Below are 26,294 nucleotides of genomic sequence, written 5' to 3' on the forward strand. Positions count from 1 at the left end.
TGTCGGCATGAGCGAGCAGCAGTGGACGGATCACCCCCGGCTTCACGCGTGGCTGCGGCAGCAGGAGGCCGCGTTCCCGGCGTGGAGTGCCGCCCACCCGGGTGTCTGGGACTTCTCACCGGAGTCGGTCGACCGGCTGGAGGCAGTGGTCAGGGCCCGGTTCGGTACGGCGGCACAGGTGCGAGCCGCCCGGCAGACCCCCGAGGTCACCGTCCCCGCCTGGTATCTCGGCGAGGTGTGCGTGCGCGCCGGAGCGGTGTGGAAGCACAACCCCGACGCGCCGGACGACCCCGAGGTGTGGGAGGGCCCTTTCGTAGGGGTTCCCGGCGATCCGATGGAGGACCCGGACCACGAGGACCTGTACGAGGACGAGGACTACCGACCGGCCGCGGTCCCTGTCGCCGAGCTGCGGGGCCTGTTCACGAAGGACGCCGACTGGCGGCTCAGGAACGTGGTGGACGAATTCGCGGAGTGGGCCCGGGGTGAGCGGTGACCGCAGGACAGGGAGCGGCCCGGCCCGTTGCGTGGCATCCGGTCTGCTCGCGTCCTCCGGGCCCATGACGACCCGAACGCCGCATCAGCGGCGCCGTGCCGCGCTGGGATCTCCGTTCCGCACCTGACGGCGCGGCGGGCAGGCTCCGGTCCTGGCCGTGTGCCCCGCAGGCGGTGGATCGGTTCTGCCGCCTGCGGGACGTCGTGTGTCAGGCGACGCCAGGGATGCTCCGGGCCCGGAACGCGGCGCGGACGGCGTCCGCCGCGCTCTTGCCGTACATCCGCTGTGCCGTCGCGACCGTCGTGTTTGCGGCCGCCGCGAAACTGGTGTCGGGGGCGAAACCGAACTGGGCGTTGACGATGATCCGGTCGGCGACGCGGGCGCCGAGGGCGGTACGGATGTCGAACAGCGCGCGGGACCAGATCTCGCCGTCCGCGTGGACCTCACCGACTCGATCCGCATACGTCTTGTCCGAGTCGATACGGCGCAGACAGTGAGGAGCCTCGCTGTACATGACGGAGTCCCAGTCGGCGACGCAGGCGAGGTCGGTCTTCACCGGCCAGCCGTAGCGTGCGGCGGCGTGCTCGCCGACGGCGACAGCGAGATAGTCACCGAAGGCCTCACCGATGGAGCCGGCCTCCAGGGAGGTGCCGAAGCCGGGCACCTGGGCGTTGTGCACGGCGTGACCGTACTCGTGCACGATGACCTCGGCGTCCTCGGCATCGTCCACACCGCCCTTGCCGAAACGGATCTCCGCCTTCTTGTCGGTGAAGAAGGAGTTGTCGGCACCCCACTGGTTGATGCGCACCGGCTGCACCCGGTCGTTGGCGCCGGGCAGTTCGCTGCCGAAGCCGAGGCCTTGCAGGTACTCCTGCGCCTCGTTGACCCAGAAGTACGCCATGACCTGCTCGAACTGGTCGTCGTGCCGGTCGTAGGAGGTGGCATCGCTCACCCGCGCTGAGGCGCCGGTGTCGGAGCGGATCGAGGCCCAGCGCCCGGAGAGGCCGCCGCTGCCGTCCAGGTTGCGCAGTGCGACGGTCGCGTAGGCGGTGGCGGGAACGGCGTCGGCGGCGTCCTTGGCGTCGGTGAGGGTCTGGTCGCCCGACGACTGAACGGGGTTGACCATGAAGACGCGGGCCTGCGGGCCGAGCGCGGGGCCGGCCCCCGTCGCGGAGGCCGAGGCGGCCGTCATGAGCAGGGCCACGGTGGCGGTAGCCCCGGCGAGCAGACCGCGGCGTGTGCGGTAGGCCATGTACATCCTCCCGTTACGGATGGCGTGGATGCGGTGCGGCGGTGCGGTGTGGGCGCGATCTTCGCGCACCGCCCGGCTCTTGAACAGGTCCACGACCAAAACCAGTGCGATGCCTGGAGACCCGAATCGCGCGACGTAAGGCAGGTAATGGCGTGCGACGAACGGCGTAGTGACGGATGAGATAGCCCTGGACTTCTCTCTTACGCCTTTGGCATGGCTGAAACGCTGGTGGACGAAGGACAGCTCAGTTGCGGTGTTCTGCTTGACCTGCGCCAGATCGATGCGGTTCTTACTGAGATGAGCGGTGCGGAGAGTGCTGATCGATGGGCGAAGGACGCGCTGTCTGTCGATGAGGGGTGGCACCGGGCTCGGCGGCTGGCCCGCCAGGTACTCGTTGCCGAGCTGGGTGAATGGCGGCTGCCACTGCCGGAAATTACGGTCATCCGGTGATGGACGCCGCTGTTCCGGCTGGTCACGCCATTGGTCAAGGGGCGAGCGCCGGTCAGCTCGCCGTAGACGCACAGCGGCTGGCGGCCGGCTGCCGACTGCCGAAATCAAGGTGATGCTCGGCCGGAGCAGACGCCGGTCGAGTCGAAACCACTCTTCATCAGAAAGATCACCTCGCCCCGAACCGGTCAGTACGACCGGTCGACGGGCGGGCCATCTGACCCATCAGACAGGCCCTAGGGTGCTGATGTGAGTGACTACTACGACCTGTTCCTGGCCGTGGACCTGCCGGCGGACCTGCCCGAGCCGGTGCTTGTTGAAGTGAAGTAGCTTCTGGGGCAAGCGGACATGCCGGCAGAGCTGAAGTCGACTGACTGGCAGTCATGCGGCGGCTCCTGGCAGGCGTTCGACGGTGGATCCGCGAGCCACGCGTTCGACGGCGCAGATGTCTCCCTGTTGGTTCGTGCGACGGACAGGACGAACCTGGACGGCAGCGAACCGTGGGCCCTGACCGTCCGGACGTGCGTCCACGAGGACGACTTCGGGTGACGATGGACATCGTCGGGTGGCTTCTTCGACACGCGACGACGCAAGGGTGGGTCGGGTTCGTCCGCGACTCCGGCCTGGGCCAGGTCCAACATCTCGTGCGCCACGAGGATGGCTTCGAGCTTGTCGATGTCCGCCCGACCGGCCGGCAGAAGCGCGTCCCCTGGCCCGCGCGGTAGCCCGGCTCCAGGCGGCGGAACGACGGGAAGGCCAGCTGGTGGGGTCCTCCGCTCGGTCTGTAGCGAGGTGAGGCAGTCCGTGCGCGCCTCCCGCAGCCTGACTCAGCCCGTCGCAGGTGCTGCGGAACGCGCCTGCAAGATTCCCTCGACGCCTTCCAGGAACGTCTCGGTGATCAGTCGGGGATCGGAGAGGCATCCTGCGGCCATCGCTCCGTCCCGGAGCATGACGAAATGCCGTCCCGCCGCCTCGGCCGGCGCGTCTCCGACCTGTGCCAGCAGGTTCGTGACGGTGTCGAGGAACCACTGCCGGTGCGCGAGAACGACCTGGTGGATCGGGTGTGCCGGATCGGGATACTCCGCCGCGGCGTTGAGGAAGGCGCAGCCGCGGAATCCCTCCGTGCGAATGCCCTCGGCGATGGCGCGGCCCACCGCGCGCAACTTGTCGCCCGGGTTGAGAGCGCCCTCCTGGGCGGCCGACAGCTGCGCCCTGATGCCCTGGTCCGCCTGCTCGAGGTAGGCGAGGACGAGATCCTCCTTGCCTGAGAAGTGGCGGTACAGGGTCGCCCGGGTCACCTGCGCTTCCTCGATGATCCGGTCGACGCCGACGGAGTGGATCCCCTCTGCGTAGAAGATCCTGACCGCTGTCCCGAGCAGCCGCGCTCGGGCCTCGGACGTGCTGCCCTCTTTCGTCATCCGGCTCATGCTTCCCATCATACAACTGAGGGAGAACGTTCGGTCTTGACAGGGTGACCGGAGCCACCAAGGATGAGAAGAGACCGAACGTTCTCCCTCAATCTGGAAGGCGGTCGCCATGAACGCCGTCGTCGATCAACCCGCTCCCACCGGGCCGGCCCAACTCTCCGGGGTTCTGCGCAAGCTGTATCTCGTGCGCTTCGCGTTCGCCGCCGTCTGGGCGGCCCTGTTGTTCGCGACGGCCGACACGCTGGGCCCGCTCAGCGGGACACTGCTGGTGCTCTATCCCCTGTTCGACGCGGCCTGCGCGGTGGTCGACCTGCGGTCGGCCCGGGCAGCCGACGGCGCGGTGAAGAGGCTGTCCGTGAACATCGGGCTCAGCGTCCTCGCCACTGTCGCCCTGGCGGCCGCGGTCGCCTCCGGTGTCCCGGCCGTCCTGCGGGTCTGGGGGGTCTGGGCCGTCACGGCGGGCCTCGCACAACTCGCCGTGGGCCTGGTCCGGCGCCGCATGGGCGGCCAATGGCCGATGATCATCAGCGGAGCCATCTCCACCGTCGCCGGCACGAGCTTCTTCCTTCAGGCCGGCAAGGACGGCGCCACGCTCACGACTCTCGCCGGGTACGCCTTCCTCGGCGGCATCTTCTTCCTCGTCTCCGCGCTGCGCCTCAAGCCCGCAGACCGGAACAATTGAAGGCCCACGAACTCACCAAGGTGGAAGTGCCAGTTGTGAGCGAGCCTGACTCTGATCGGCCGCCCGGCCCCCGGCCCTGACCATGGGCTTGGAGGTCGGCAGGCCTGCACTCCTCGACCGTGCTGACCGCTCCGCACCGTGCGAGGATGCTGGTGAGGATCGTATTGTCCAGGGCGAGGTCGGGATCGGCGCAGGCATGGACGCCTACGGCGCGGGCGGTGCACCGCTGGTGTTCCGGCCCAGTGACTTACTTCCCCACGCGTCCCAAGGTGCGGTCCAGGACCGTCAGCAAGAGGTAGAGCGCGCCGGCTCCCAGCATGACCCAGGCGAGTTGGTGCAAGCCCGCGGTGTCGGCGCGGCGCCCGAAGGACGCGGCGGTCGCCGAGGAGGCGACCATCGAGCCGATGTAGGCGAACGTGCGCAGCAGCCCGGCAGAGGACGCCGTGCGCTCGGGATCGGCCTGGAAGTAGACGGAGTTCTGCAGGGCCAGGTTGTTCAGGCCCTGCGGGACGCCGAAGATCAGGGGGACGAGGAGCAGCGTCCATAGCGCGCTCGTCTCGGTGAGCGCGAGGATCAGCAGGCAGGCGACGATCTGCCCGGCCGCGCCGACCAGGAGCTTTCCGCGTACGCCTGGCCTCCGCCCGGTGAGCACCGAGACGCCGATCGCCACGAGGAACATGGGGACTTGCACCAGTCCGGCATGGAAGGGCGTCAGCCCGTAGCTCTCCTCGGTCCACTGGCTGAAGCCGTAGAGGAAGGCGTACGCGACGACGTAGGCGACCAGGGCTCGTCCGTACGTGGCCAGGAGGGGCGTGTTGCCGCCGAGCACGCGCAGGTCGATGAACGGGGTGGCCGCCCGCAACTCGCGCACCGTGAACAAGCCTCCCGCGACGGCGCACATCACCAGCAAGTACCAATCGCGTAGGTGCGCGTTCATCAGGAAGAGCAGCAGCGTCACGAGCATCGCGGCGAACAGCGTCATGCCGGGCAGGTCGAGCTCGGCGGCCAAGCGTCCGCGCCGCGGGGGCCGGCCCGCGCCGGCCGGTTTCGGCAGGCGCCACAGGCCGAGGAGTACGGCGGCGACGGCCAGCGGTACGTTCAGTGCGAACGTGGCGCGCCAGCCGCCCACCGCGATGAGCAGACCGCCGAGCAGCGGGCCGACGACGGCGATGGTCTGGTTGGCGACCGCAAGGGCGGTCAGCACTCCGCCGGGATTGTTCCGTCCCGTCCGCTCCGCTTCGCCGCGCAGCAGGGCCATCGCGGCGGGATACCCGGCGCAGGTGCCGAATCCGAGCAGGACGCGGGCCGTGATCAGGACGCCCAGATTCGGTGCCAGGGTGCCGACGACGCCCGCGACGCCGACGAGGCTCGTGCTCAGCAGGAAGAGGCGCCGCGGTCCGAAGATGTCGATGAGCCGACCGAGGATCGGCTGCCCGAGCGAGGTGGCCAGGTACAGGGCGGACACCAGCCACGCGGTCTGCGAGGCCGGGGCGCCCAGGGCCGCGCCGATCGGGACGAGCGCGACGGAGATGATCGTCGAGTTGATCGGGTTGAGGACCGAGCCCAGCATCATCGGCGGCAGCAACCGCCGGTCGAAGCCCGGCGTGTCCGTCCTGGGTATGGCGCCTGTCTGCGGCTCAGTCATGGGTCAGCCGTTCCAGTACGGCCATCGCGGCGATGATCAGCTGCCGCTCGTCCTCCGTGCACTTGTCCTGCAGCTGCCCGGCGAGCCATTCCGTCCGGGCCTGCCGGCCCCGTTCGACCCGGCGGCGGCCCTCTGCGGTCAGCGAGATCAGCTGTCGCCGCCCGTCGTCGGGGTCGGGGCGCCGGGTCACCAGCCCGAGTGCGGCGAGTGACGCGACCGTCGTCGTCATCGACTGGTGGCGGACGCCCTCCGAAGAGGCCAGCTCGGCTGCCGTGGCGTCGTTCCTGTCGGCGATACGGGCCAGGACGGACGCCTGGCTGAGCGTGAGGTCTTCCTGTTCGGAGGACTTCAGGATGCGGCGTCGCAGACGGCTGACGACCTTGCGGATCTCGCGGGAGGCCTCGAACGCCGAAGGGGACGGGTTCGGGTGGTTCTCACTCATCCCTGCCACGTTAACTCCTACAGGCTTAGCTGTACAGGTAAGCCTGTAGGAGTTGAGGGTGACGCTGCCGGAGGGTGCCTGAAGAAGAATCCGTTCCCGCTGGTGGTCAGGGTTCGATGTTCTCCAGGTCCTGCAAAAGGCTGGGGTGCTTCGGTTCCCAGCCGAGTTCCTGCCGGGTGTGGGCGCTGGACGCGGGCTGGTCGGTCACGAAGATCGGGCCGAGGGGGCCGTAAGTCTCCAGCGGCACCGACTCGACCGGCAGGCCCAGTCGCCGGCCGATGACGGCTGCGATGTCCCGCACCTGGTCCCCCTCGTCGGCCACGGCATGCCAGCACGTACCGGCCTCCGCCTGCTCCAGGGCGAGCCGGAAGAGGACCGCCGCGTCGAGCGCGTGCACGGCCGGCCAGCGCTGTGCGCCGTCACCCGGGAAACCGGACACACCACTCCGCCGCGCGATGTCGGTCAGCAGGCCGGCGAACCCGCCCCTGCCCTGGTTGTGGACGGTGCGCGGCAGACGCACGGTCGCGCTGCGCACCCCGCGCGAGGCCAGCGCCAGAACCGCCATGGCCGCCCGACCGCGGCCCCCGACCGGCCCGTCGGTCGGTACCGGGTCGGTCTCGACGGATACACGGCCCGGCACGAACGGCGTACCGGAGGTGATGACGAAGGGACGGTCGCTGCCGACGAGCTGCTCGCCGATGGCCTCAAGGGCCGCAGCCTCCTCCGCGATCCCCTTGGCGAGGGCTTCGGAGCTGCTGAAGTCGTTGGCGAACGCCAGGTGGATCACCCCGTCGGTCCGGGCGACGCCGGCGCGGAGGGTGTCCAGATCGGCGAGAGATCCTCGGAGCGGTTCGGCGCCGGCCGCCTCGACGGCCCGCGCGGATGCGTCGGAGCGGGCAAGAGCAAGGACCGTGTGGCCGCTGCCGAGGAGTTCGGCGACGACGGCGGACCCGATCAGGCCGGTTCCGCCGGTGACGAATACACGCATGGGATGTTCCTCCGCGAGTGATGGGACTGTTGTCTCATCACTCTACCGCAGTGATGGGACAACAGTCCCATCACTTATGATGGTGGCCATGGGCAGATGGGAACCCGGCGCACGTGAGCGCCTCGTCGTAGCGGCTGTCGACCTGTTCACGGAGCAGGGGTACGACGCCACGACGGTCGCGCAGATCGCCGAGCGCGCCGGAGTCACCAAGAGCACCTTCTTCCGGTACTTCCCCGACAAGCGGGAGCTGCTGGTCGCCGGGCAGGAGACGCTGAGCCGACTGCTGGCCGAGGGGATCGCCGACGCGCCCGCCGACGCCAGCCCGCTCGAGGCGGTCGCCGCCGGCCTTGTGCGTGCCGCGGGCATGATGGCCCCTGAAAGTCGCGAACTCGCTCCTCGTCTGAAGGCGGCCGTCGCGGCGAGTGCCGAGCTTCAGGAACGTGACGCCCTCAAGACCGCGACCCTCGCAGCCGCGATGACAACGGCGCTGGTCGCCCGCGGCGTACCTGATCCGGTAGCGGCTCTCGCGGGGGAACTGGGCGTCCTCGCCTTCAAGCGGGGATACGCCCAATGGGCCGAGGGCGACCAGGACGGCAAGGACGACCTCGCCCCCTACGCCCTGGCGGCCCTGGACGAGCTGCGTGCGGCGAGCGCCTCACTGGGCTGACCAGGGCCCCCACGACCTTCTGCAGAGCGCGCATAGCGCCCTGCCCCGCTCCGACCTGATTGACCAGACGACCAGGTCGCGTGCTCCGACTCATCCGCCGCCCATCCGCAGTCGCCGAAGCGGCTGTGCCAGGGCTCTGGCCCAGGTGGACTGTGAGTTACTGTCCGTGGGGCGGTTGCGAGCTGTTCCGGGGCAGCGAAGTCGACGATCTGCCGGCGCCGCCGGGACAAGGCCGCGCTGGTCGCGGCGGCGGTCGCGCACCGACGACAGGCCACTCCCCCCGGGCCTGGCCAGATGACCGGCGCGGAGATCTCCTTACGCTCGTCGCGTGGCTCGGCCGTCAGATCGCCGAGCGGGAGCGCAGGGGCTCGGAGGCGAGCTCATCCGCGGCGCCAGGCCGCCCGGCTGTCATCGGAACGCCGGGCGGGGGTGGACCCATCCGGCATGCGCCGGTGACCCAGCGCCCCCTCACCACCTTCACAGGGGGCGGTGGCCGTAGATGGCGCCCCCGGGGTCGTCGGCCAGGGCGAGGCGGGCGGTGATGCGTTTGCCGACCGGCTCGCGCTGCACTTCGAAGCCCTGGGCCACGGCCATCACTATCTCCAGGCCGTGCTGGCCGACCCTGCCCGCATCCCCGGTCCGGGCGATGGGGAGGACGGGGTCGGAGTCCCAGACCACGATCTCGACCAGATTGCCGCAGATGCGCAGATCCAGCAGTACCGGGCCGGGTGCGTACTTGCGGGCGTTGGTGACCAGTTCGCTGACCACGAGCTGCGTGAGCTCCATGGCACGCTGCGAGACGGGCAGGCCGTGTTCGGCCTGGACCCGGGTGAGGAAATCGGCGGCCAGGTGCCGCGCCTGCGCAATGACCGCACCATCGCCGTCCAAGGCCACCGTGGTGTGCAGGACCTGCTCGCCGGGCATGGTGCCGTCCCCGCCCACAGGCGTTGAATCCATCGTGGCCGCCTTCATCACCCCGTTCACGTCACACGCTTACCCGCGCACGTGTGATCGACGCCTACAGACTCCCTGTCGGCTCCGTCACATTTTCATCACACCCTGGGTCGGCCGGTGGCTGCGGGGGCAGCGATTCCAAGCAAGGGCATGGTGTGCCAGGATCACCGACATGGGTGAGGAAGAAGTGCCGGGTACCGAACACGGGGTGCTGCCGGGTCAGCTGTCCGTCGAGTCGTCCACCGTGGACGACGTCCACGTGCTGACCCTGGCCGGGGAGATCGACCACCACACGGGCGACGCTCTGCGCCAAGCCCTCGATCTGGCCGACGCTCCATCGCCTCGCGTGGTGGTGGACATGCGGCAGGTCGCCTTCATGGACTCCAGCGGCATCAACGTCCTGATCGCCGCCCACCAGGCACTCACTCAGGCCGGCGGTTGGCTCCGCCTGGCAGGCGTCGGGCGCTCCGTGATGCGCACCCTGCAGCTTGTCGGCGTCGACGCGCTCGTCGACATCCGCGAAACACCCGACCAGGCACTCGGCTGACGACGGGCCACGGCGCAGCCCAGCCGCACTTCCGGCCTGGAATGCCGCACGGTGGGGTGGCCGCGTCCTGATCGGACATCGGACACACGCGGGCACTCTCGTGGGCCCGGCGCGGCGAAGCCGGGGGGCTGGTACTGGTCGTATCAGCCCCCCGGCTCTTACACCGCATCAGCCGGGCCAGGTTCCGGTCAGACGGCGAACTGCCGTGGCGCCGGCACGGTCGACGGCCGCTTTGACTCCGGCGAAGATCGCGCCTTGGAGCGTGGCGGCCAGCAGCACCTCGCGCCAGGAGCGCTCTTCGTCGGTGGCGTCCGGCGCGTCCTCGTCGTGGCCGACCATCTTCCAGGTCTGCTTGAACAGCGCTCCCGCGGCCATACCACTGACCGCGCCGAGCGCGAGTCCGACCGGCTTGTAGACGATCTTCGACGCCTTCACGCGGCTCACCCCTTCCGGCGGCGGCAGGCCCTCCATACGAGAACGGCCGCTGCCGCTGCCAGCAGGGCCTTGCGATTGTCACGCGCCAGCAGCAGCCCCTGGGCGGTCTTCTCCCTGATGGGCCCGGGCGCCTTCTCCTGCCAGAGCTGACCGGCTTGTGCCGCCGTGGCCCGGGCCTGCCCGGCGGCCTGGGCGGCCTTGTCCTTGACCGGTTCGGGCAGCCGGTTCTGTGCCTGGTGGGCCAGGTCGGTGGCCTTCGCCTTCAGCTCCTCCGCCTTCAGGGCGGCTTGCTCCTTCAGCTCCTCCGCCTTCAGGGCGGCTTGTCCCTTCAGCTCCTCCGCCTTGACCGCGGCTTGTTCCTTCAGCTCGCCGGTCTTCGCGGCAGCCTGCTCCTTGACCTCGGCGGCCTTCTCCTGGGCGCGCGCCTTGACGTCGGTCTTCGCCGCGAGCGCCTCGACCGTCTCTCCGAGCTCGGTCCGGGTCTGCTCAACCTGCTCGCGCAGTTCCTCGGTGCTGGTGGCGGTGGGTTCGTCGTGGGGCGGCTGGGTCATCGGTGTGCGCTCTCCTTGATCTCGGCCACGTCGGCCTTCACGTTCTCGACGGTCTGCTCAGGGGCGGGCGGCGCCGCCTGGTCGACCTGCTTCTTTCCACTCATGGCCAGGACTGCGGCGATCACACCCAAAACCGCTGTGACGATCAGGCCCGCTGCCCACACCGGCAGCGCCACCGCCAGTGCGGCGATCGCCGTGACGACCAGCGCCTGTGCCATCAGGAAGCCGACGACGCCGGCGCCGCCGAACAGACCGCCGCCTTTGCCGTAGTGCTTGCCCTTCTCCTTCATCTCCGCTTGCATCAGGCGCAGTTCCCCGCGCACCAGCTCCGTCAGCTGCTGCGAGGCCCGCTGCACCAACTCGCCCACCGGCTCCTGGCCCAAGCGGTCCGCGCTCGGGCCGGCATGGTGGGGCTGTGTGCTCGACACGGCGGCCACCTCCCGTTCCTCTGCTTTCCTGCCGGCCGGGCCGTGTCATGCGCCCGACCATCCGATGAGGGTGCGAGTACCCCGGGCATGCGAGTTCAGGACAGGTCTATGTGGGGCGAGTTGGCAGGGCTCCCACCAATCCGCCCGCTCTCCCCCATTCTGTTAGGGCAGGTGGCGCAGAATCAGGCGCGGAGCACGCCGGGTGAGCCAGGCGCCGGCCAGGCCGATGGCGGCACCGGTGGCCACGTCGCTGGGGTAGTGGGCGCCGCTCTGCACCCGCTCGAGCGCCACCATGGCGCACGGCACCGCGCACAGTGCCCCGACGGCGGGCCAGGTGGGTGTGACGGCGGCGGTGAAGGCCACCGCCGCGGCGGTGTGACCGGAGGGGAAGGACGAGGAGTCGGGGCGGTCGTCGACCTCGTCGTGGGGGAACCACTCCTTCGGTGGCCGGGGCCGATCGGCCAGCTGCTTGCACAGGCCGTTGGAGAACAGCTGGGCCGCCACCAGGGCGGCCAGACCGGTGGCCGCCGCCTTCCGCCCGCGCCACCCGCCCAGCCAGGCCATCGCGGCGGCGGCACCGCACCACAGCTTCGTGCTCTCAGCGGCCTCCTCCACGGCTGACAGCACCTTGCCCATGCCGGGTGGGATGCGGCAGGCCGCCTGCTTGCTCAGCGACCGGTCTGCATCGCGCAACTCTGTCAGAAGCCTCATGAGAGGCAGATATCCCCCAGTTCATCGGCCTATGCCCGAGATCACCGCGTGCCGGCACACCTCACCCGTCCGACGCGTTCCTGCACAGGCAGTCTCAGGCCGGGACTACGATCCGTCCCCTATCCCTAGACGCTTGAGCCTGCGCTGTCGGAGCCGCTCCGATGCAGCTGTCAGGCCGAAGAGGAGTCCCAGGACCAGCCCGAAGAGCGCCGCGACGACGACGTCCTCCGGCTCCGCCTCGTCGGAGACCATCAAGAAGAAGACCGTGGAGAAGAGCGCGACCGCCACGCCGACCCACGTACCGGCTTTGATCGGGTGTCGCCCCACCCACTTCTGGAACGGAGTCGGACGTCGCTGCCCTCCCAGCAGCCGGTCCAGAGCCCACAACGCATTCACCGCAGAACCCCACCAGTTCGCCACGTCAGAAGGATAGGCATCCGGCCCTATGGCGTTGGAGGCTGAGCTCAACGCCTTCGCGGGCCGGGCGTGGACACTTCGCGCGCGCAAGGCCTTCGCCGACAGGGAGTCACCTCGGGGCCGGCAGGTCCATGTGTGCGAGTTCGTCCGGGTCGACCACAGCGGTGATCTCGGTGATGTGGCCGTCGGCGACGGTGAAGACGAGGAGGGAGAGGGGGGTGCCGTCCCGGTCCCAGGAGATGACGCCGGGGCGGCCGTTGACGATTGCCGCATGTCCTCGTGCCGCGCTGCCGGCCACGCGCGCGCGGGTGGCGACTTCCGTCGCCCCGAGCGTGACGAACGTGCCGTTCGAGGTGTGGACTGTGAACTTCACCTCCGGATGCAGAACCTGCAGCAGCTGCTCGAAGTGGCCGTCGCGGGCTGCCGCCAGGAAGGCTTGCACGACCTCGCGTTGTTGTCGACCGGCGCTTTCCGGCCGCTGGGCGGCCCGGACTTTCCTGCGGGCGCGGCTGGCGAGCATTTTGGTCGCGTCGGCGGATTTGCCGAGAATGGTGGCGATCTCCGTGAAGGGCACGGCGAAGACGTCGTGCAGCACGAACGCCAGTCGTTCGTCAGGGCGCAGCGAGTCGTGGACCGTGAGCAGCGCCAGGCCGACGGTGTCTCCGAGTACCGCGAGGTCATCGGGAGCGGGAGCGTCGTCGAGCGTCACGGTGAATTCGGGTAGCCGGTCGTCGTAGGAGACTTCTGGCCGGGTCCGGCCCGACCGCAGGACATCGAGGCTGATGCGGCCGACCACGGTGGTCAGCCAGCCGCCCAGATTGTCGATGGTGTCGGTGTCTTGCCGGGAGAGACGCAGCCACGCCTCCTGGACCACGTCTTCCGCGTCGGCATGTGATCCGAGCATGCGGTGGGCGACGGCGCGCAGCCGGTCACGGTGGGATTCGAAGGCATCGGTGATCGGGTCTTTCGGATGGGTGCCGGACATGTTGTTACCTCCGTGGAAGCTGCTCCGTCATAGGGATGACGCGCACAAGCGCCGCAACGTAACCCGATGAAGGAGAGCACTCCCCCATGGAGAACCGGCTCAAGAACAAGAACACGAACAACACCGATGTGTGGACCGCGATCCGGCACCTGCAGAAGGCGATCACCGCCGGCGGTGTCGACCCGAAGCTGCTCGCGCTGGTCCACCTGCGTGCCAGCCAGATCAACGGCTGCTCGGCGTGCGTCTACGCCAGTGCTGCCGGTGGGAAGAAAGCCGGTGACACCGACGAGCGGCTGCACAACGTCGCGGCGTGGCGTGAGGCGCCGTTCTACACCGACGCGGAGCGCGCGGCACTGGCGCTGGCCGAGGGCGCCACCCGGCTGCAGGACGGCGCACCGGGCGTCACCGACGAGATCTGGGAAGAGACCAACGCCCACTTCACCGAGGAACAGATCGGAGCGATCAACCTGGAGATCGCACTGACCAACTTCTTCAACCGGATCAACCGCACCATCAAGGAACCGGCCGGCAAGACCTGGGGCTGAGCCCGGCGTAACTCTCACCCACCGAGGCTTCGCCAGTGGGTGAGAGCTGCGAGGCCGGGCCGGCGCAAACCCGCGTATGGCTGCTCGGCCGCGCCACGACGCTCGATCGATCCTCTCTCCGCTGTTTTGTGCGCCATCGGCCGGCCCTCGCCAAGGTTGCTCAGCCCTTGCGGTCGCGCAGGGTGTAACCGCCGTCGACGACCTTCGCGTCGGCGGCGGGTGCCATGCACTTCGTGAGCAGGGGCTCACCCTTCTTGGTGGCTCCTGAGAGTCCGATTCGGGCCTGGCCCTTCTCCGGGACGAAGAAGCTCACGCCCATGCGGGTGTGCGGGTCCAGCATGGTCAGCCACGGGTGGCCAGGGCTGGTGCGGACCAGACGGCCCGTGACGGTGGCCGTGGGGCCGCCAGTCGTGAGGCAGTCGACCGCGAATTCCCCCCAGTAGAGCTTGCCGTCCTGGGCGTGCGAGATGCGGAAGGTGCCCCAGGAGCGCTGCGGGGTGCTGCCCACGCTGTACACGGCTCGGGCATCGACCGACACCCGCACCACCTGATCCGTCATGGGGTAGTCCATGCGCGCGTCGCCCTTGAGGGAGGAGACCGTGACGGTCTCCCGTGCAGTCGGCGAAGACGGGGCGGGCGCGGCAACGGCGACGGGCGCTGCGACGGCAACCATCACGGCGAGAAGGGCGGTGGCGCGCAGGGTCCTGTTCAGCATGCGGGGCTCCGATCGGAGGGCGTTGGGATACCCACTGATCGTCGTCAACGCCAGGGCTCGCAGGCATCGTTCGCCAGTCGCGTCCGCCTCCGCCACACGGCGGAACGGAGGTCCGTCCGCCGGAGCACTGAGTCCGCTTCTCAGGCGCCGACTTTGACGGCGTGGCCGCACGTGGCCGCTGACCGGTCCGGTCTGCCCCGTCTCAATGGCCTTCCGTGGCTGCGGCCCGGGCGGCGGCTGCTTCTCCCAGCAGCAACCAACCGTCGATCTCCACGACCCGTCGCCCCTCCGGCTGCCACCCCGACGCCAACGCCGCGTCGAGCAGGGCTCGGACGGCGCCGGGTTCGTGCAGGTTCAAGGAGGCACCGCGGACATGTCCCACGTCTCCAGAGCCCAGTGGTGCCCCGCCCGGGACGTATCTGCCCGGCCCCTCGGTGAAGACGATGCGCAGGGTGCCACCCGTGCCGGCCGGCTGCGCGTGCAGCGTGAGGGTCTCGCGGCATGATCGGCTGTTGTCCGTCACGCTGTGGCTGTGACGGAGCGTCCACAGATACGTGCGCCCGTCGGCAATCAGCCGACGGGGCCTGTTCGGATGACGGGGCACGGAGCCCAGGGTACGCGGCCCGCTCGACACGCCCCCGGCCGTTGCGGGCAGCGGCCCCGCCCACCCCGCATCGCCGAGGAGGGTGGTGCGGGGTGGGCGGGCCGCGCTTCTCTGGTTCGTGGCGCAGACAGGGCCCCACCTGGCCGGTGGGCGGAATGCCTGCGGGTCGACGGCGACGCGCCGCCCTGTCTCCTGGGGCGCCCTTACCAGTTCCGGTCTTCCCCGTGGCTGCCCGCGCCGGGTTCGGAGAGCCGGCGGACGGCCCGAAGCCGGCTCAGCGGTTGAACGTCAGGCGTGGTGCCGCGTTGCGGGCCAGGGTGTGGGCCTGGTCGGGCCACCAGACACCGGCCGGCGGGTCGACGATGCCGTACTCGGGGTCGATGGTGCCGCCGGTGTTGCGCGTGCAGCTGCCGTCGGACTCGCCGGGGATCTTGAGCCACAGGTAGGCGTCGACGAGCGGGACGCCGGTGTCGGCGGTGGGGCGCGGGCCGAGGCCCCGGCCGGGCGCGTTGCACCAGGCCTCAGGATCTCCGGTGTACTTGCCCGGTGGCGGCGTCCAGGCGCCCAGGCCGTTGCGGCTGGTGTCGATCACGAAGTGACGCAGCGCGTCGGTGGGCGGGGTGCCCACGTGCTGGTCGAACCAGGCGTCGGTCCAGTGCCAGGTCGTGGGGTCGGTGGAGGAGACCGCGTTGCCGGGGGCGCCGTCGTTGGGGGCGGCCGCCGAGTAGTACTGGCCGGCGCACGAGTCGGCGGGGCCACCCTTCTCGGTGGCGAACCACATGCACTTCGAGATCCAGGTGCCGTATCTGGCGTTGTGGTCGGTGGGGTGGGTGTTGGACACGTTCAGGGCGAAGCCGTCACCGTCGCGGACCCCGGCGTCCAGCAGCCGCTGGGCCATGTCGCCGACGGGACGCCACTGGACGTTCCCCGCGTCGAGGTAGACCGCGGTGCGGGGCTTGGTCTTCAGGGTCTTCACGGCGTAGGCGAGGTCGGCGATCCGGGCGGCCGTGAGTTCGCCGGTCGGGTCCGTGGCCGGCCCGCAGTCCTTGGGGAGGAGGGCCGCGCCGTCGGGTTCGACGACGACCACCGCCTTGTCGGTGCCGATCCCGGCGGCGAACGCGTCGATCCACTGCCGGTACGCGGCGGAGGACGCGGCACCGCCGCTGGAGTACTGCGTGCAGTCCCGCCCCGGGATGTTGTAGGCGATCAGCACGGGCGTACGGCCCACGGCCCGCGCCCGGTGGACTAGCTTGCCGACCTTGGCGCGCACTTCGTCGGGCGTGCCCTCGGTGAACCACTCGGCCTGCGGCCAGCTCGCGAGCTTGGCCATGTTCACGGCGTTCTCGATGTCGCCGTTCCTGGCGTCCGCGAGTGCCTGTTGTGCGGCCTTGCTGTGCGGGTCCACGTAGAACTTCGTCGCCGGGGTGACCACGTTCTGCGTGGGGGTGGTGGCCTGCGCCTGTGTCGTGCCGAGTGCGGTGAGCGCGCTGAACGCGGTGAGGGCCGCTATGACGGCGGCCGCGCGGCGCCGTGGGGTGCGTGGTTGCATGGCTGCTTCCTTGGCTGCTTCCTGGTCGATGAGGGGGTGGAGACAGACATCCGCCGCCCGCGGCATGCCGATGCGCCGGTGACGGCGGTGGTGGACCCGGATCAGTAGCCGTAGATCATCTTGTAGGCCACCTCGGGGAGGAACTGTCCGGCCGTGGAGCCGGTCCCGACGCCGCAGTTGCCGTCGGACTCCCCCGGTGTCTTGATCCACAGCAGCATCTCGGCGCCGCCGCCCCGCTGGGTGGGGGTGCCGATACGGCGGCCTGCGGGGTTGCACCACTGGCCGTTGGAGCCGTTGCCGTTGCGGCTGGTGTCGACGACGAACGGCTTGGTGTAGCCGTAGCGGGCGCTGAGTTCCGCGTTGATGGCGTTGCCGAAGGCGATGTTCTCGGCGGTGGTGAAGTAGTTGGAGACGTTGAGCGAGAAGCCGTGGGCCTGGCGGAGGCCCGCCTCGTGCAGCCGCCGGGCCATGGTCGCCGCGCCGGCCCAGCCGGGGTTGCCGGCGTCCATGTAGACCCAGGTGTTGGGTGCCTGGCGGTTGAACTCGGCGAGGGCGCCGGTGAGCATGGCCTCGCGTTCGTCGATCTGGGCCTGGGTCATACAGCCGTAGTCCGCGAGGGAGTCCGGTTCCAGGACCACGACCGCCGGGCGGCTCGCTATACCGCCCGCGAACTGGGCGATCCAACTGGCGTAGGCGGACGGCGAGGAGGCACCGCCCGCCGAGTGCCCGCCGCAGTAGTCGCGGTTGTAGACGTTGTAGGCGACGAGGACGGGCAGCTTGTCGGCGCGGTCCGCGGCTCCCGCATAGGCCCCCGTCGCGGTGCCGATGGTCCCGCTCCAGGAGCCGAACCAGTGGGCCATCGGGGTGTTGGCGATGGCGGCGTTGATCGCGGAGGCCCGGCCGTCGCCGGGGTTGGCCGCCACCCACCTCTTGGCGGTGGAGTCCGGGTCCACGTAGAACCCGCTCGTCATGGTGGTGGGGTCGGCCGCGTGTGCGGAGGGCGCGGCGGCGAGCGCCAGCGGCAGGGCGCAGAGCGCTGCCACCAGGGTGCGGAGTCTGCGGCTCATCACAGGACCTCGGTTTCCTGGCACGGGAGTTGGGGGACGGGGAGCTTTGGGAGCGCTCCCACTGGAAGCGGTCCCAATCGTGGGGCGGGCTGGTTTAAGTGTCAATAGGTGAGGCGGCGTTGGGCTTGGAGGACCGAAGAGGACTTGGGAGCGACAGTGGACTGGAAGCGCTACCAGGGGGCAGGTGACCGCCGGTTCCCGGCCCTGTGGAAGACTCCGGGTTCATGGCAGAAGATGCGCCGCGTCGGCAGCCGACGCTCGACGAGGTGGCCGAACGCGCCGGTGTCTCCCGTTCCGTGGCTTCCCGCGCCCTCAACAACGCCCCGCACGTCAGCCGCGCCAAACGCGAGGCCGTCGAACGGGCCGTCCGGCAACTCGGTTACGTCCCCAACCCGGCCGCCCGCGCTCTGGCCACGCGGCATACGGGTGCCGCCGCCCTGGTCGTCTCGGGAGAGGACCCGGCCATCTTCGCCGACCCGTTCTTCGGCCAGGTGATCGTGGGGGCGTCGGCGGCTCTGGAGGAGGCCGACCTGCACCTGATGCTCTGTCTCGCCGCCTCCGAGCGGGGCCGCAAGCGGGTGGCGGAACTCCTGCGATCCAGGGGTGCCGACGGCGTCATGCTGATGGCGCTGCGCGAGGAGGATCCCCTGACACGGATCGCCGAGGAGGAGGCGCGGATGCCCGTCGTGTTCGGCGGACGCCCGATCGGCTCGGCGCCCCGGTGGTACGTCGACGTCGACAACGTCGGCGGGGCCCGCGAGGCGACCGAACATCTGGTCTCCCGTGGCCGTACTCGTGTGGCCGCGCTCTGCGGGCGGCTGGACACCGAGGCCGGGCGCGCTCGGTACCAGGGTTACCGGGACGCCATGCTCGCCGCCGGCCTGGAGCCGTTGCCGCCCCAGGAGGGGGACTTCACCGAGACCAGTGGGGCCGCCGCGATGGCCGCAGTGCTGGAGAAGCGCCCAGACGTGGACGGTGTGTTCGCCGCCAGCGACAACATGGCCGCGGGCGCGCTGCGCACGCTGCGGAAGGCCGGCCGGCAGGTCCCCGCCGACGTCGCCGTTGTCGGCTTCGACGACCTGACCGCCGCGCAGATCGCCGACCCGCCGCTCACCACCGTTCATCAGCCGATAGAGGCGCTGGGCCGGGAGATGGCCCGCATGCTGGTGGCGCTCCTCGACGGTCAGGACCCCACGCCACTGATCCTGCCGACCCGCTTGGTCGTTCGAGCGAGTGCGTGACGGCCAGGGCGGATCCCGAGCCGGGGCCCCGTCTGGTCGTTCACGCCCGTGCGCGACGGCCGGGCGGGCCTCGGGCTGGAGTCGGAGTGCCGCCGTCTGACGGCAAGTCGAGCGGGTGTGGGTGAGGAGGACGAGTCTCCAGCCACGGGACCCCGAGTTGTCGTCGGCACGCGGCCCTGGCAGAGGCAGTGAAACCGGCAAGCGGGGCCGATCAGGGCCTGGTCGTTGCCGCCGCGCAGCATTCGCCGCTCGGATCCCCCGGCCGGACTCCCCCGGCGCATGTCCGTGGCGCCGTCAACGGCTCTTCGCGGATGCCTCGTTCGAGGTGGGTGCCGCCGCCTGTTGATCGGTGGAAGGCTGCCGCGTCGCGGCGCCTTCCGCGGTCCTGGAGCTCGCCAGCCAGAGGCCGGTGAACAGGGCGGTGGCCGATGTGATGGCACCGGCGACGAGGAAGGCGCTGTCGAGGCCGGACGCGAAGGTGGCGCCGCCTGATTGCCGGGCGCGGACGACGGCGCCGAGTACCGCCACGCCGAGCACCGCACCGATCTGCCGAGTGGTGCTGCTGATGCCCGAGGCGAGGCCGCCTTCGTGCGGGTCGACTGCCTGGATGGCGGCGCCTGTGAGGGGTGACATGGTCAGGGCGAATCCGATGCCGATGACGGCCAGCCGCCACCACACGTTCCCGTAGCCGGTGTCTGCGTGCACCATGCCCAGCGCCAGCAGCCCGGGGCCGGCCACGGCCAGGCCGACGGTGACCACGCTCCGGAAGCCGTACCGGGCGGCGAGCCGCCCCGCGTACGGGCTGACGATCACCATGGCGAGGGTTGTCGGCAGGGTCTGCAGGCCGGCGCGCAGGATCGTGCTGCCCTGGACGTAGACGAAGAACTGGGAGAAGAAGAACGACGAGCCCATGAGCGCGAATCCCACCACGACCATGGCGGTGTTGGACACGGTGAACAGTCGTTGCCGGAACAGCCGCGGCGGCAGCATCGGAGCGGAACGGCGGGCTTCCACGGCGTTGAAGGCGGCGAGGAGGAACACCGCGGCGGTGAAACTCACCAGGATCACGGGCGACGTCCAGCCGCGGGCACCTCCCTCGATCAGCCCGTAGGTCAGCGCTCCCACCCCCAGGACGGACAGCACCGTCCCCGGGGCATCGATCGCGGGGGCGCTCGGATTGCGGGTCTCTTCGAGGCTGCGCAGACCGACCAGCAGCAGGATCACACCGACGGGCAGATTGACCAGGAAGATGGCGGGCCACCCGAAGGCGTCCGTCAGCACGCCGCCGGCCACCGGGCCCGCGGCCAGACCGATTCCGCTGAATCCGGCCCACAGCCCGATGGCTCTGATGCGCTCTTGCGGCACGGGAAAGGCAGCGGCGAGCAGGGCCAGCGAGGCGGGGCTCAGCGCCGCGGCGCCGACACCCTGCAGCACCCGGCCGGCGATCAACCAGCCGAGCGAGGGCGCGAGACTGCACAGCACCGATGCGACGGTGAACACCGCCACGCCGGTCAGGTACACCCGCTTGCGGCCGAACCGGTCGGCGAAGACGCCGCCGGACAGCAACAGCATGGCCACCAGCAGCACGTACGCGTCGACGATCCATTGCAGACCGGTCAGCTGAGTGTGCAGCCGGTGCTGCATGTCGGGCAGCGCGGCTCCGACGATCGTGTTGTCGAGCAGCACCATGAACTGACCCGAGCAGGTCACCGTGAGCAGCACGGCACGGCTCGGTCGACTGCCTGAGGCAGCGGGCGATGCCGCCATGAGGATTCCTCTCCCTCGTCAGGTGCGCCTCGCCACGGCCGACGCGGCCGCCCCCGGGACGCTCTAACGCAGCCAGTGACTGCGTTAGGCGACTGTAGGGTGGGGCTTCCCCCTAACGCAAGGCCCAGCTGCGTTAAGGTGGGGGGCGTGAACGAGCGACAGCGAGCCCGACGGCCCGGCGGGCGCAGCGCCCGAGTCGCCGCGGACGTGCACCAGGCCGTCACCGACCTGATCAACGAGCGCGGCTACGGCAACTTCACCGTCGGCGAGGTCGCAGCCCGCGCGGGCGTGGCCGACAGCAGCATCTACCGCCGCTGGGGCAACCTGGAGACCCTGCTCACCGACGTGGCCCTCACCCGCCTCAACGCGCGGTCGCCGATGCCCGACACCGGCAGCCTGGCCGGTGACCTGCGTGCTTACGCGGCCAATGTGGCCCGCGAGATCACCGGACCCGACGGTCTGGCCTTGCTGCGCCTGTCGGTCGCCCTGTCGCACACCGGTCAGCGGGGGCTGCAGGCGCGTGACGACCTCCTCGCCGAACGCGCCCGGCAACTGCAGTCCATGCTCGATCGCGCCCGCGAACGCGGCGAGCACGCACCCGACGCGTTCGACGTGCTGGACCATGTGATGGCTCCGATGTACGTCCGCGTCCTGTTCGGCATGGGCCCACTCACACCGGACTACGTCGACGGGCTGGTCGACCGGCTGCTGTGACCTCGACCGACTCGACCTGATCGGCGGGATGGGAGCAGCGTCCCGTACGGCTCCCCGAAGCCGACCCGCACCGGCCCCGCGGCTGGGGGGCGCGTGCTCAGCGTGCGTGAAGTGCACTTTCAACAGCCGGGTTGCAAGCCCGGCCGTGCGGACGTTTGCTGAGATTACCGGCGGTGGGGCACAGGGGGCCACGGTCGGAAAGCCGCATGAACGGAAGGAGGATCGACGCTTTTCGTCGCGTCCCCGTCACTGGCTGGTCTCTGCCGCCATCGTTCAGCGCAAGCAGCGGAGGTGGTCGTGGTGAAGGCCGTCGTCTACGAAAAGCCCTTCAGCGTGACGATCAGGGACGTCGACGATCCACAGATCCAGCACCCGAACGACGTACTGGTACGGGTCACGTCGACGGCGATCTGCGGATCCGACCTGCACATGTACGAGGGCCGTACCGCAGCCGAGGCCGGGATCGTGTTCGGGCACGAGAACCTCGGCATCGTGGAGGAGGTCGGCAGCGGTGTGGCCACCCTGTCGCCGGGTGACCGCGTGGTCATGCCGTTCAATGTGGCCTGCGGCTTCTGCAAGAACTGCCTCGCCGGGAAGACGGGGTTCTGCCTCACGGTGAATCCGGGCTTCGCCGGCGGAGCCTACGGCTATGTGGCCATGGGCCCCTACACGGGCGGGCAGGCCGAACTGCTGCGGGTGCCGTTCGCCGACTTCAACTGCCTGAAGCTGCCACCGGGCGACGACTACGAGACGGACTTCGTGCTGCTGGCCGACATCTTCCCGACCGGGTACCACGGTTGCGAACTCGCACAGGTCTCCCCCGGCGAGAGCGTGGCCGTCTTCGGTGCCGGGCCGGTGGGCCTGATGGCAGCCTACTCCGCGCTGCTGCGCGGAGCGTCGAAGGTGTTCTCCGTGGACCGGGTGCCCGAGCGGCTCGCCAAGGCGGAGGAGATCGGCGCCATTCCGATCGACTTCACCCAGGGCGACCCTGCCGAGCAGATCAAGGAACAGACGGGAGGAGAAGGAACGGACAAGGGCGTGGACGCCGTCGGCTATCAGGCCCAGGCGCACGACACGAGCCACGAGGAGCCCGCCATCGTCCTCAACGAACTGGTCATGACCGTCCGGCCCACCGGCATGCTCGGCATACCGGGTCTCTACGTACCGTCCGACCCGGGCGGCCCCGACGAGCACGCCAAGCAGGGCCAACTGCTGGTATCCATCGGCAAGATGTTCGAGAAGGGCCAGCAGATGGGCACCGGTCAGTGCAACGTCAAACGCTACAACCGGCAGTTGCGCGACCTGATCATGGCCGGGCGGGCCAAGCCGAGCTTCGTGGTCTCCCACGAGTTGCCACTGGAGGACGCTCCGCAGGCCTACGAGAAGTTCGACAAGCGGATCGAGGGTTACACCAAGGTGGTGCTGCACCCCGGCCACGCCCTCGCCGCCTGACCGGGAGGTGAGCGCGACAAGGAGACAAACTCGCCAGGAAGGACGAAGCCTGCGCACCGGCCGTGGCCGGTGCGCAGGCCCGCGAGCCTCCGCCCCACTCCGCAACGTGCCGAACGGTCACTGGGTGACGTACCGGACGAGCGCGAGGCGGTAATCGCGCCCAGGCGAGGTCTCGGACTGGTGAGGGTCGATGTCGACGCACGCGCCGATGACGGCGTGGCGAGCTCGTGGAGGACACGAGGTGAGTCACCGCGAGCAAGGCCGATGATCTCCTGGTGGTCAGAGCTCGGGCTGACCGGTACGGCGCAGCCAGGACGGTCACGGGAGCGCGATCACCGCGGCGATGGCGGAGCGAAGTTCCTGGTCGTCGAGGATGGCCCGGTAGTCCCGGTAGTGGGAGAGCCGGAGATCGCGGGCCTCGACGAGCCGCAGTGCCCGCCGTGCGGTCGGAGTGACCGTGCCGATGTGTAGGAACCCGCGGAGTGCCTCGGCCAGGACGCCGTAGCGGTCGTCGTCCCCGGTGAAGCGCACAACGGCCTGCTCCAATACCGCCAGGCTGGGACCCGGGTCACCGGTGATCGCCCACAGAGCGACCGCCGCCGTCGCCCTCCCGTACTCGGTGTTCTCCATGACCTCACGCACCCGTGCGGCGTGCGCCGCCGCCGCGGGGCCGAAGTCGGACAGAAGACGGACCGGTCCGTACGGTGACGCCTGCTCGTCGTCCAGCGCCTCGCCCAGAAGTCGCAGGGCGGTGCCGTCGTCACCTCCCGCGATGCGCCACGCGGCCCAGGCGATCCTGTGGTGGTTGCCCGGATGGTCGAGGACGACCGCGTCGCGCACGGCGGATGCCGTTGAGGCGGCACCGGGGCCCATCGCCACCAGCACGTCGACCACGCGCAACGAGTACCGCGTGTCCTTCAGGAGCGGCAGGACCACCGGGAGCACGGCCATGGCGTCGGGCCCCCACTCCTCGGCGACGCGCAGCAAGGTGCCCATGATCTCACCGTGGTCGCCGTGCCGCTCGTGGTCCTGCCGCGCCTCCTCCAGCAGCGCGGGCAACAGGACGTCGGCGTGCTCACGCAGCGGCGCGAGGACTTCGTGCATCTCCGGCAGGCGCGGATCGCCCGCCACCCAGCTGCGTGCGAACTGCTCCCGATGGGGAGCGCACAGCGACTCGACCAGGCCGGGGAGGCCTCGGGGGTCGCCCAGCCGGACCAGGGCCCAGCGTGCGAAGTCGCCGGCTGTCCCCTCGATCCAGGAGATTTCGTCGATCCCGGGATCGTCGAGCAGTGCCGCCAGGCGGTCGGCATGCCGGCCGCTGTCGGGCGCGAGCATGGCGAGGAGGTGGGCGGCTTTGAGCCGCACGCAGTCGTCGGCACAGTCCAGCAACCGTGCCGCGAGGGGCAGCACCGTCGGTGCCGCGGAACGCCGTAGCACCAGGTGCCGCCACGCCTCGTCCAGGACGACTCGGCGGAGTCCGTCGTCCGCGGTGCGTTCCGCCGCTTCGGCCAGCCGGGTCACGAACGACAGGGCGTACGGGGGGACGTGGTCGAGGAGACCGGACACCCATGCGGCGACATCGTCACGCGTGAAGGGGATGTCGACGCTCGGCAGCCACCATATCCGCTCGAAACGGGGCCGAACGGCCGGATTGGTGAGGACGTCCAGCAACAGGTCCACATGCTGCAGAGGTGCGTCGCGGTCGAGGGAAGCCCGCGCGATCACGGCCGCCACCTTCATCACCGGCTCGTCGTCCCGCACCACCCGGCTCAGCACCGCTTGCACCGCGCCGGCGAACCGGAACCGGCCGCCGGACGCCCCGGTCTCGGGAGCGCCGGCCGTCGTCGCGGCACGGGTGCCCAGTGTCAGCAGGAGGGGCAGGCGTACGACCGGGTCCGTCTCGGCGTGCCACCGCTGAAGCAGCGTGTCGTCGTCCGCGAGGTGGAGGGCGGCCCGCCGGACCCCGGGCACAGGGTCCGCGAGGAGCGCTGTGATCTTGTTGCCCTGACGCCGCCACTCCTTCTGCCACGCTCCGTGGGTGCTCTGTTCACCGGCCTCGCGCGCCGCATCGTTGAGGGCGCCAAGCAGTTCGACGAGGGTGACTCGTGCGCCGTTGGCAGGGTCGCATGCGAGCGCCGTGAGGAACGGCAGGGCCGCGGCCGCGACCGACGGCAGCCCGCCTGCCGGAGCGAACAGGCAGGAGTACAGCGGGTGGCAGTCCTCCTCCGTCGCCGCCGGGCCTCGCCTGACCAGGCGGCACAGCGCCCGCGGAACCTCGTCGACGGGATGGTGCTCCGGCACGCCCGTGCAGAACCGGCTCCAGTCCACCGCGTCCACCGCATCGACCGAAGTCCCCGTCACTGCCACCCCGTCATTCCCTCGCACGTCGACCGACTGACATCCTGACATCCACTCACGGGACGCACCCCAGGATCTGGTTGCCCACCTGGCCGATCTTTCGTGTCCAGCAGCTACTGCTGGGCCACCTTAAGTCGGTGTATCGGGGTACTGGGTGCGGCAGAGGGGCGGGGAAGTGCCGGCCGGGGTGTCTCTGGCGCGATCGAACACCAAGTTGGGGTTGCTTTTCAAGCTGAGCGCAGTCGGGCGCGCAGGACTGCCGCACCGTCCCCCTCGAGGTCCTCGCACGCTGCTGCTCGGCCTGCCATCGCCATGACCAGCGACAGGGTCGGCCCGCGCAGCAAGTCCCCCGAGCCGGTGCTGAACGGTCCGTCTGTGGCCTCGACCCGCAAGCCTTCGATCGCAGTGTTGCTCGCGACGGTGAAATTGCGGCTTGCGTAGAACCGGGCCACGGCGGTCGTGGTGGCCACCGGAGGTGTCCGCACAAGGCCCAGCGGCCGACGAATGTCCTCGCCGTGGACCACTACTTCACCCAGCCAGGCCGCGGTGTGTCCTGACGGCCCGGCGGGCCCTGCGACCACTTCGCGAAACCGGCGCAAGGTCTCTTCCGGTGTAGAACCCCGGTGCTTTGCGAGCTGTCGATCGTTGTGCAGGTCGGAGTCGAACCGCGCGGTCGTCATACTCAGCAGCCAGCGCCACATAGTCGTGCTGGCACCCGCCGTCAGATGGGCCACCGCCTCCTCCACCGTCCAGCGTTCACACAGTGATGCTTTCGCCCATTGGGCCTCGCTGAGCTCGGCGAGATCCTGAGCGAGCGCCATCCGCTCGACATGGATCGCCCGCTCCAGAGCTTTCCGCGTGTCCAGAACGTGTCCTTCGGCCATCGGGCGCCCTCCAAAGATCAGGTGTTCTCCGTCAGACCCCTGCCGCCGCCCAAACTCATCGCGCGCCGGTGTGGCGGTTCCTCCTCGCCTCGCCTGTCGGCCGCGCTCGCCGAGGTTGAGGGCTCCGATGTGAAGACGGCCGCCTTCGCGTGGTCCTTGCAGCGGGCGGAGGACGGCGGCGAGACCATAGGCGCTTGGGTCACCGAAGTGATCTTGAGCCGTCGAACCCGGGTGGCCGCCGGCCACAACGCCTGTTGCTGGCGGCGGGAACGGCCGCAGCCGTTCCCACTCGGCATCTGCCGGATCGCCCGCTCCTTGGCCGCATCA

The 26,294-nt window shown here is 70.0% G+C and carries 28 protein-coding genes; 9 read left to right on the forward strand and 19 right to left on the reverse strand.

The genetic code is table 11. From position 1 onward, the window contains the following. Nucleotides 1-7 precede the first annotated feature (7 nt). The gene (locus tag ACF1AL_RS33905; protein WP_391777888.1) at nucleotides 8-493 is read left to right on the forward strand and encodes a hypothetical protein; all 486 of its coding nucleotides are present in this window, start codon (nucleotides 8-10) and stop codon (nucleotides 491-493) included. 208 nt (nucleotides 494-701) lie between these two features. Here the strand turns inward: ACF1AL_RS33905 and ACF1AL_RS33910 are convergent, their stop codons facing one another. Beyond that, nucleotides 702-1,745 (reverse strand): M4 family metallopeptidase, encoded by a 1,044-nt coding sequence (locus ACF1AL_RS33910; RefSeq protein WP_391777887.1) that lies wholly within the window; start codon nucleotides 1,743-1,745, stop codon nucleotides 702-704. Nucleotides 1,746-1,958: 213 nt separating this feature from the next. Here ACF1AL_RS33910 and ACF1AL_RS33915 point away from each other — a divergent pair, with 213 nt between their 5' ends. Continuing rightward, the gene (locus tag ACF1AL_RS33915) at nucleotides 1,959-2,195 is read left to right on the forward strand and encodes a hypothetical protein (protein WP_391777886.1); all 237 of its coding nucleotides are present in this window, start codon (nucleotides 1,959-1,961) and stop codon (nucleotides 2,193-2,195) included. An 824-nt stretch (nucleotides 2,196-3,019) separates the two neighbouring features. Here the strand turns inward: ACF1AL_RS33915 and ACF1AL_RS33920 are convergent. Next, the gene (locus ACF1AL_RS33920; protein ID WP_391777885.1) at nucleotides 3,020-3,619 is read right to left on the reverse strand and encodes a TetR/AcrR family transcriptional regulator; all 600 of its coding nucleotides are present in this window, start codon (nucleotides 3,617-3,619) and stop codon (nucleotides 3,020-3,022) included. 109 nt (nucleotides 3,620-3,728) lie between these two features. Here ACF1AL_RS33920 and ACF1AL_RS33925 point away from each other — a divergent pair, with 109 nt between their 5' ends. After that, nucleotides 3,729-4,301, forward strand: a complete 573-nt coding sequence (locus tag ACF1AL_RS33925; protein WP_391777884.1) for a hypothetical protein — start codon at nucleotides 3,729-3,731, stop codon at nucleotides 4,299-4,301. Between the two features lie 247 nt (nucleotides 4,302-4,548). Here ACF1AL_RS33925 and ACF1AL_RS33930 read toward each other — a convergent pair whose 3' ends face one another. From ACF1AL_RS33930 to ACF1AL_RS33940, 3 genes are all read right to left on the reverse strand, one after another. Further along, nucleotides 4,549-5,946 carry an MFS transporter gene (locus ACF1AL_RS33930; protein ID WP_391777883.1) on the reverse strand — a complete coding sequence of 466 codons (1,398 nt, stop codon included), beginning with the start codon at nucleotides 5,944-5,946 and terminating at the stop codon, nucleotides 4,549-4,551. After that, a complete protein-coding gene (locus tag ACF1AL_RS33935) occupies nucleotides 5,939-6,388 on the reverse strand; it encodes a MarR family winged helix-turn-helix transcriptional regulator (RefSeq protein ID WP_391777882.1) in 450 nt (149 codons plus the stop codon). Before ACF1AL_RS33935 ends, ACF1AL_RS33930 begins: the two co-directional genes overlap by 8 nt. Before the next feature lie 106 nt (nucleotides 6,389-6,494). Beyond that, a complete protein-coding gene (locus tag ACF1AL_RS33940; protein WP_391777881.1) occupies nucleotides 6,495-7,376 on the reverse strand; it encodes an SDR family oxidoreductase in 882 nt (293 codons plus the stop codon). 88 nt (nucleotides 7,377-7,464) lie between these two features. On the opposite strand from ACF1AL_RS33940, the gene ACF1AL_RS33945 reads away from it, so the two are divergent. Beyond that, nucleotides 7,465-8,043, forward strand: a complete 579-nt coding sequence (locus ACF1AL_RS33945; protein WP_391777880.1) for a TetR/AcrR family transcriptional regulator — start codon at nucleotides 7,465-7,467, stop codon at nucleotides 8,041-8,043. Nucleotides 8,044-8,520: 477 nt separating this feature from the next. Here the strand turns inward: ACF1AL_RS33945 and ACF1AL_RS33950 are convergent, their stop codons facing one another. Beyond that, entirely contained in the window at nucleotides 8,521-9,000 is a 480-nt protein-coding gene (locus tag ACF1AL_RS33950) for an ATP-binding protein (protein ID WP_391777879.1), read from the reverse strand. 169 nt (nucleotides 9,001-9,169) lie between these two features. Between ACF1AL_RS33950 and ACF1AL_RS33955 the strand changes: the two genes are divergently transcribed. After that, entirely contained in the window at nucleotides 9,170-9,544 is a 375-nt protein-coding gene (locus tag ACF1AL_RS33955; protein WP_366839504.1) for an STAS domain-containing protein, read from the forward strand. A 168-nt stretch (nucleotides 9,545-9,712) separates the two neighbouring features. Here ACF1AL_RS33955 and ACF1AL_RS33960 read toward each other — a convergent pair whose 3' ends face one another. From ACF1AL_RS33960 to ACF1AL_RS33985, 6 genes are all read right to left on the reverse strand, one after another. After that, the gene (locus ACF1AL_RS33960; protein WP_384210191.1) at nucleotides 9,713-9,979 is read right to left on the reverse strand and encodes a DUF4235 domain-containing protein; all 267 of its coding nucleotides are present in this window, start codon (nucleotides 9,977-9,979) and stop codon (nucleotides 9,713-9,715) included. Nucleotides 9,980-9,984: 5 nt separating this feature from the next. Then, a complete protein-coding gene (locus ACF1AL_RS33965; RefSeq protein ID WP_391777878.1) occupies nucleotides 9,985-10,530 on the reverse strand; it encodes a DUF3618 domain-containing protein in 546 nt (181 codons plus the stop codon). Beyond that, nucleotides 10,527-10,958, reverse strand: coding sequence for a phage holin family protein (locus ACF1AL_RS33970; protein WP_391777944.1), 432 nt, complete (start codon nucleotides 10,956-10,958; stop codon nucleotides 10,527-10,529). Before ACF1AL_RS33970 ends, ACF1AL_RS33965 begins: the two co-directional genes overlap by 4 nt. A 162-nt stretch (nucleotides 10,959-11,120) precedes the next feature. Continuing rightward, the gene (locus tag ACF1AL_RS33975; protein WP_366839506.1) at nucleotides 11,121-11,669 is read right to left on the reverse strand and encodes a phosphatase PAP2 family protein; all 549 of its coding nucleotides are present in this window, start codon (nucleotides 11,667-11,669) and stop codon (nucleotides 11,121-11,123) included. Between the two features lie 105 nt (nucleotides 11,670-11,774). Beyond that, nucleotides 11,775-12,089: a hypothetical protein gene (locus ACF1AL_RS33980; protein ID WP_391777877.1), complete on the reverse strand. Its 315-nt coding sequence runs from the start codon at nucleotides 12,087-12,089 to the stop codon at nucleotides 11,775-11,777. A gap of 106 nt (nucleotides 12,090-12,195) precedes the next feature. Beyond that, the gene (locus tag ACF1AL_RS33985) at nucleotides 12,196-13,071 is read right to left on the reverse strand and encodes a sigma-70 family RNA polymerase sigma factor (RefSeq protein ID WP_391777876.1); all 876 of its coding nucleotides are present in this window, start codon (nucleotides 13,069-13,071) and stop codon (nucleotides 12,196-12,198) included. Nucleotides 13,072-13,157: 86 nt separating this feature from the next. Here ACF1AL_RS33985 and ACF1AL_RS33990 point away from each other — a divergent pair, with 86 nt between their 5' ends. Continuing rightward, entirely contained in the window at nucleotides 13,158-13,616 is a 459-nt protein-coding gene (locus tag ACF1AL_RS33990; RefSeq protein WP_391777875.1) for a carboxymuconolactone decarboxylase family protein, read from the forward strand. Between the two features lie 160 nt (nucleotides 13,617-13,776). Here the strand turns inward: ACF1AL_RS33990 and ACF1AL_RS33995 are convergent, their stop codons facing one another. The 4 genes from ACF1AL_RS33995 to ACF1AL_RS34010 form a co-directional block, all read right to left on the reverse strand. Then, entirely contained in the window at nucleotides 13,777-14,331 is a 555-nt protein-coding gene (locus ACF1AL_RS33995; protein WP_391777874.1) for a hypothetical protein, read from the reverse strand. 202 nt (nucleotides 14,332-14,533) lie between these two features. Continuing rightward, nucleotides 14,534-14,935, reverse strand: coding sequence for a hypothetical protein (locus tag ACF1AL_RS34000; protein ID WP_391777873.1), 402 nt, complete (start codon nucleotides 14,933-14,935; stop codon nucleotides 14,534-14,536). Nucleotides 14,936-15,209: 274 nt separating this feature from the next. Next, nucleotides 15,210-16,484, reverse strand: a complete 1,275-nt coding sequence (locus ACF1AL_RS34005; RefSeq protein WP_391777872.1) for a glycoside hydrolase family 6 protein — start codon at nucleotides 16,482-16,484, stop codon at nucleotides 15,210-15,212. A 101-nt stretch (nucleotides 16,485-16,585) separates the two neighbouring features. Continuing rightward, the gene (locus tag ACF1AL_RS34010; RefSeq protein ID WP_391777871.1) at nucleotides 16,586-17,551 is read right to left on the reverse strand and encodes a glycoside hydrolase family 6 protein; all 966 of its coding nucleotides are present in this window, start codon (nucleotides 17,549-17,551) and stop codon (nucleotides 16,586-16,588) included. A 224-nt stretch (nucleotides 17,552-17,775) separates the two neighbouring features. Between ACF1AL_RS34010 and ACF1AL_RS34015 the strand changes: the two genes are divergently transcribed. Continuing rightward, nucleotides 17,776-18,792 carry a LacI family DNA-binding transcriptional regulator gene (locus ACF1AL_RS34015; protein ID WP_391777870.1) on the forward strand — a complete coding sequence of 339 codons (1,017 nt, stop codon included), beginning with the start codon at nucleotides 17,776-17,778 and terminating at the stop codon, nucleotides 18,790-18,792. Nucleotides 18,793-19,086: 294 nt separating this feature from the next. Here the strand turns inward: ACF1AL_RS34015 and ACF1AL_RS34020 are convergent, their stop codons facing one another. After that, nucleotides 19,087-20,559, reverse strand: coding sequence for an MFS transporter (locus ACF1AL_RS34020; protein WP_391777869.1), 1,473 nt, complete (start codon nucleotides 20,557-20,559; stop codon nucleotides 19,087-19,089). Nucleotides 20,560-20,706: 147 nt separating this feature from the next. Between ACF1AL_RS34020 and ACF1AL_RS34025 the strand changes: the two genes are divergently transcribed. After that, the gene (locus ACF1AL_RS34025; protein ID WP_366839516.1) at nucleotides 20,707-21,273 is read left to right on the forward strand and encodes a TetR/AcrR family transcriptional regulator; all 567 of its coding nucleotides are present in this window, start codon (nucleotides 20,707-20,709) and stop codon (nucleotides 21,271-21,273) included. A gap of 300 nt (nucleotides 21,274-21,573) precedes the next feature. Next, nucleotides 21,574-22,725: a glutathione-independent formaldehyde dehydrogenase gene (locus tag ACF1AL_RS34030; RefSeq protein ID WP_366839592.1), complete on the forward strand. Its 1,152-nt coding sequence runs from the start codon at nucleotides 21,574-21,576 to the stop codon at nucleotides 22,723-22,725. A gap of 318 nt (nucleotides 22,726-23,043) precedes the next feature. Here ACF1AL_RS34030 and ACF1AL_RS34035 read toward each other — a convergent pair whose 3' ends face one another. Both ACF1AL_RS34035 and ACF1AL_RS34040 read right to left on the reverse strand, forming a co-directional pair. Next, nucleotides 23,044-25,086, reverse strand: a complete 2,043-nt coding sequence (locus ACF1AL_RS34035; protein ID WP_391777868.1) for a hypothetical protein — start codon at nucleotides 25,084-25,086, stop codon at nucleotides 23,044-23,046. 224 nt (nucleotides 25,087-25,310) lie between these two features. After that, nucleotides 25,311-25,967, reverse strand: coding sequence for a maleylpyruvate isomerase family mycothiol-dependent enzyme (locus ACF1AL_RS34040; protein WP_391777867.1), 657 nt, complete (start codon nucleotides 25,965-25,967; stop codon nucleotides 25,311-25,313). Between the last annotated feature and the right edge of the window lie 327 nt (nucleotides 25,968-26,294).

The organism is Streptomyces sp. NPDC014801, from assembly GCF_043082085.1.
Lineage (GTDB): Bacteria > Actinomycetota > Actinomycetes > Streptomycetales > Streptomycetaceae > Streptomyces.

Excerpts from the sequence above, each read along its gene's own strand:
- ACF1AL_RS33935 (WP_391777882.1), bottom strand. The coding sequence starts at position 6,388 with ATGAGTGAGAACCACCCGAACCCGTCCCCTTCGGCGTTCGAGGCCTCC.
- ACF1AL_RS33955 (WP_366839504.1), top strand. The coding sequence starts at position 9,170 with ATGGGTGAGGAAGAAGTGCCGGGTACCGAACACGGGGTGCTGCCGGGT.
- ACF1AL_RS34010 (WP_391777871.1), bottom strand. The coding sequence starts at position 17,551 with ATGAGCCGCAGACTCCGCACCCTGGTGGCAGCGCTCTGCGCCCTGCCG.
- ACF1AL_RS34005 (WP_391777872.1), bottom strand. The coding sequence starts at position 16,484 with ATGCAACCACGCACCCCACGGCGCCGCGCGGCCGCCGTCATAGCGGCC.
- ACF1AL_RS33930 (WP_391777883.1), bottom strand. The coding sequence starts at position 5,946 with ATGACTGAGCCGCAGACAGGCGCCATACCCAGGACGGACACGCCGGGC.
- ACF1AL_RS33945 (WP_391777880.1), top strand. The coding sequence starts at position 7,465 with ATGGGCAGATGGGAACCCGGCGCACGTGAGCGCCTCGTCGTAGCGGCT.
- ACF1AL_RS33950 (WP_391777879.1), bottom strand. The coding sequence starts at position 9,000 with ATGGATTCAACGCCTGTGGGCGGGGACGGCACCATGCCCGGCGAGCAG.
- ACF1AL_RS33975 (WP_366839506.1), bottom strand. The coding sequence starts at position 11,669 with ATGAGGCTTCTGACAGAGTTGCGCGATGCAGACCGGTCGCTGAGCAAG.
- ACF1AL_RS33920 (WP_391777885.1), bottom strand. The coding sequence starts at position 3,619 with ATGAGCCGGATGACGAAAGAGGGCAGCACGTCCGAGGCCCGAGCGCGG.
- ACF1AL_RS33910 (WP_391777887.1), bottom strand. The coding sequence starts at position 1,745 with ATGGCCTACCGCACACGCCGCGGTCTGCTCGCCGGGGCTACCGCCACC.
- ACF1AL_RS34020 (WP_391777869.1), bottom strand. The coding sequence starts at position 20,559 with ATGGCGGCATCGCCCGCTGCCTCAGGCAGTCGACCGAGCCGTGCCGTG.
- ACF1AL_RS33990 (WP_391777875.1), top strand. The coding sequence starts at position 13,158 with ATGGAGAACCGGCTCAAGAACAAGAACACGAACAACACCGATGTGTGG.
- ACF1AL_RS33940 (WP_391777881.1), bottom strand. The coding sequence starts at position 7,376 with ATGCGTGTATTCGTCACCGGCGGAACCGGCCTGATCGGGTCCGCCGTC.
- ACF1AL_RS33995 (WP_391777874.1), bottom strand. The coding sequence starts at position 14,331 with ATGCTGAACAGGACCCTGCGCGCCACCGCCCTTCTCGCCGTGATGGTT.
- ACF1AL_RS33905 (WP_391777888.1), top strand. The coding sequence starts at position 8 with ATGAGCGAGCAGCAGTGGACGGATCACCCCCGGCTTCACGCGTGGCTG.
- ACF1AL_RS33985 (WP_391777876.1), bottom strand. The coding sequence starts at position 13,071 with ATGTCCGGCACCCATCCGAAAGACCCGATCACCGATGCCTTCGAATCC.
- ACF1AL_RS34040 (WP_391777867.1), bottom strand. The coding sequence starts at position 25,967 with ATGGCCGAAGGACACGTTCTGGACACGCGGAAAGCTCTGGAGCGGGCG.
- ACF1AL_RS34015 (WP_391777870.1), top strand. The coding sequence starts at position 17,776 with ATGGCAGAAGATGCGCCGCGTCGGCAGCCGACGCTCGACGAGGTGGCC.
- ACF1AL_RS33965 (WP_391777878.1), bottom strand. The coding sequence starts at position 10,530 with ATGACCCAGCCGCCCCACGACGAACCCACCGCCACCAGCACCGAGGAA.
- ACF1AL_RS33925 (WP_391777884.1), top strand. The coding sequence starts at position 3,729 with ATGAACGCCGTCGTCGATCAACCCGCTCCCACCGGGCCGGCCCAACTC.
- ACF1AL_RS33915 (WP_391777886.1), top strand. The coding sequence starts at position 1,959 with ATGGCTGAAACGCTGGTGGACGAAGGACAGCTCAGTTGCGGTGTTCTG.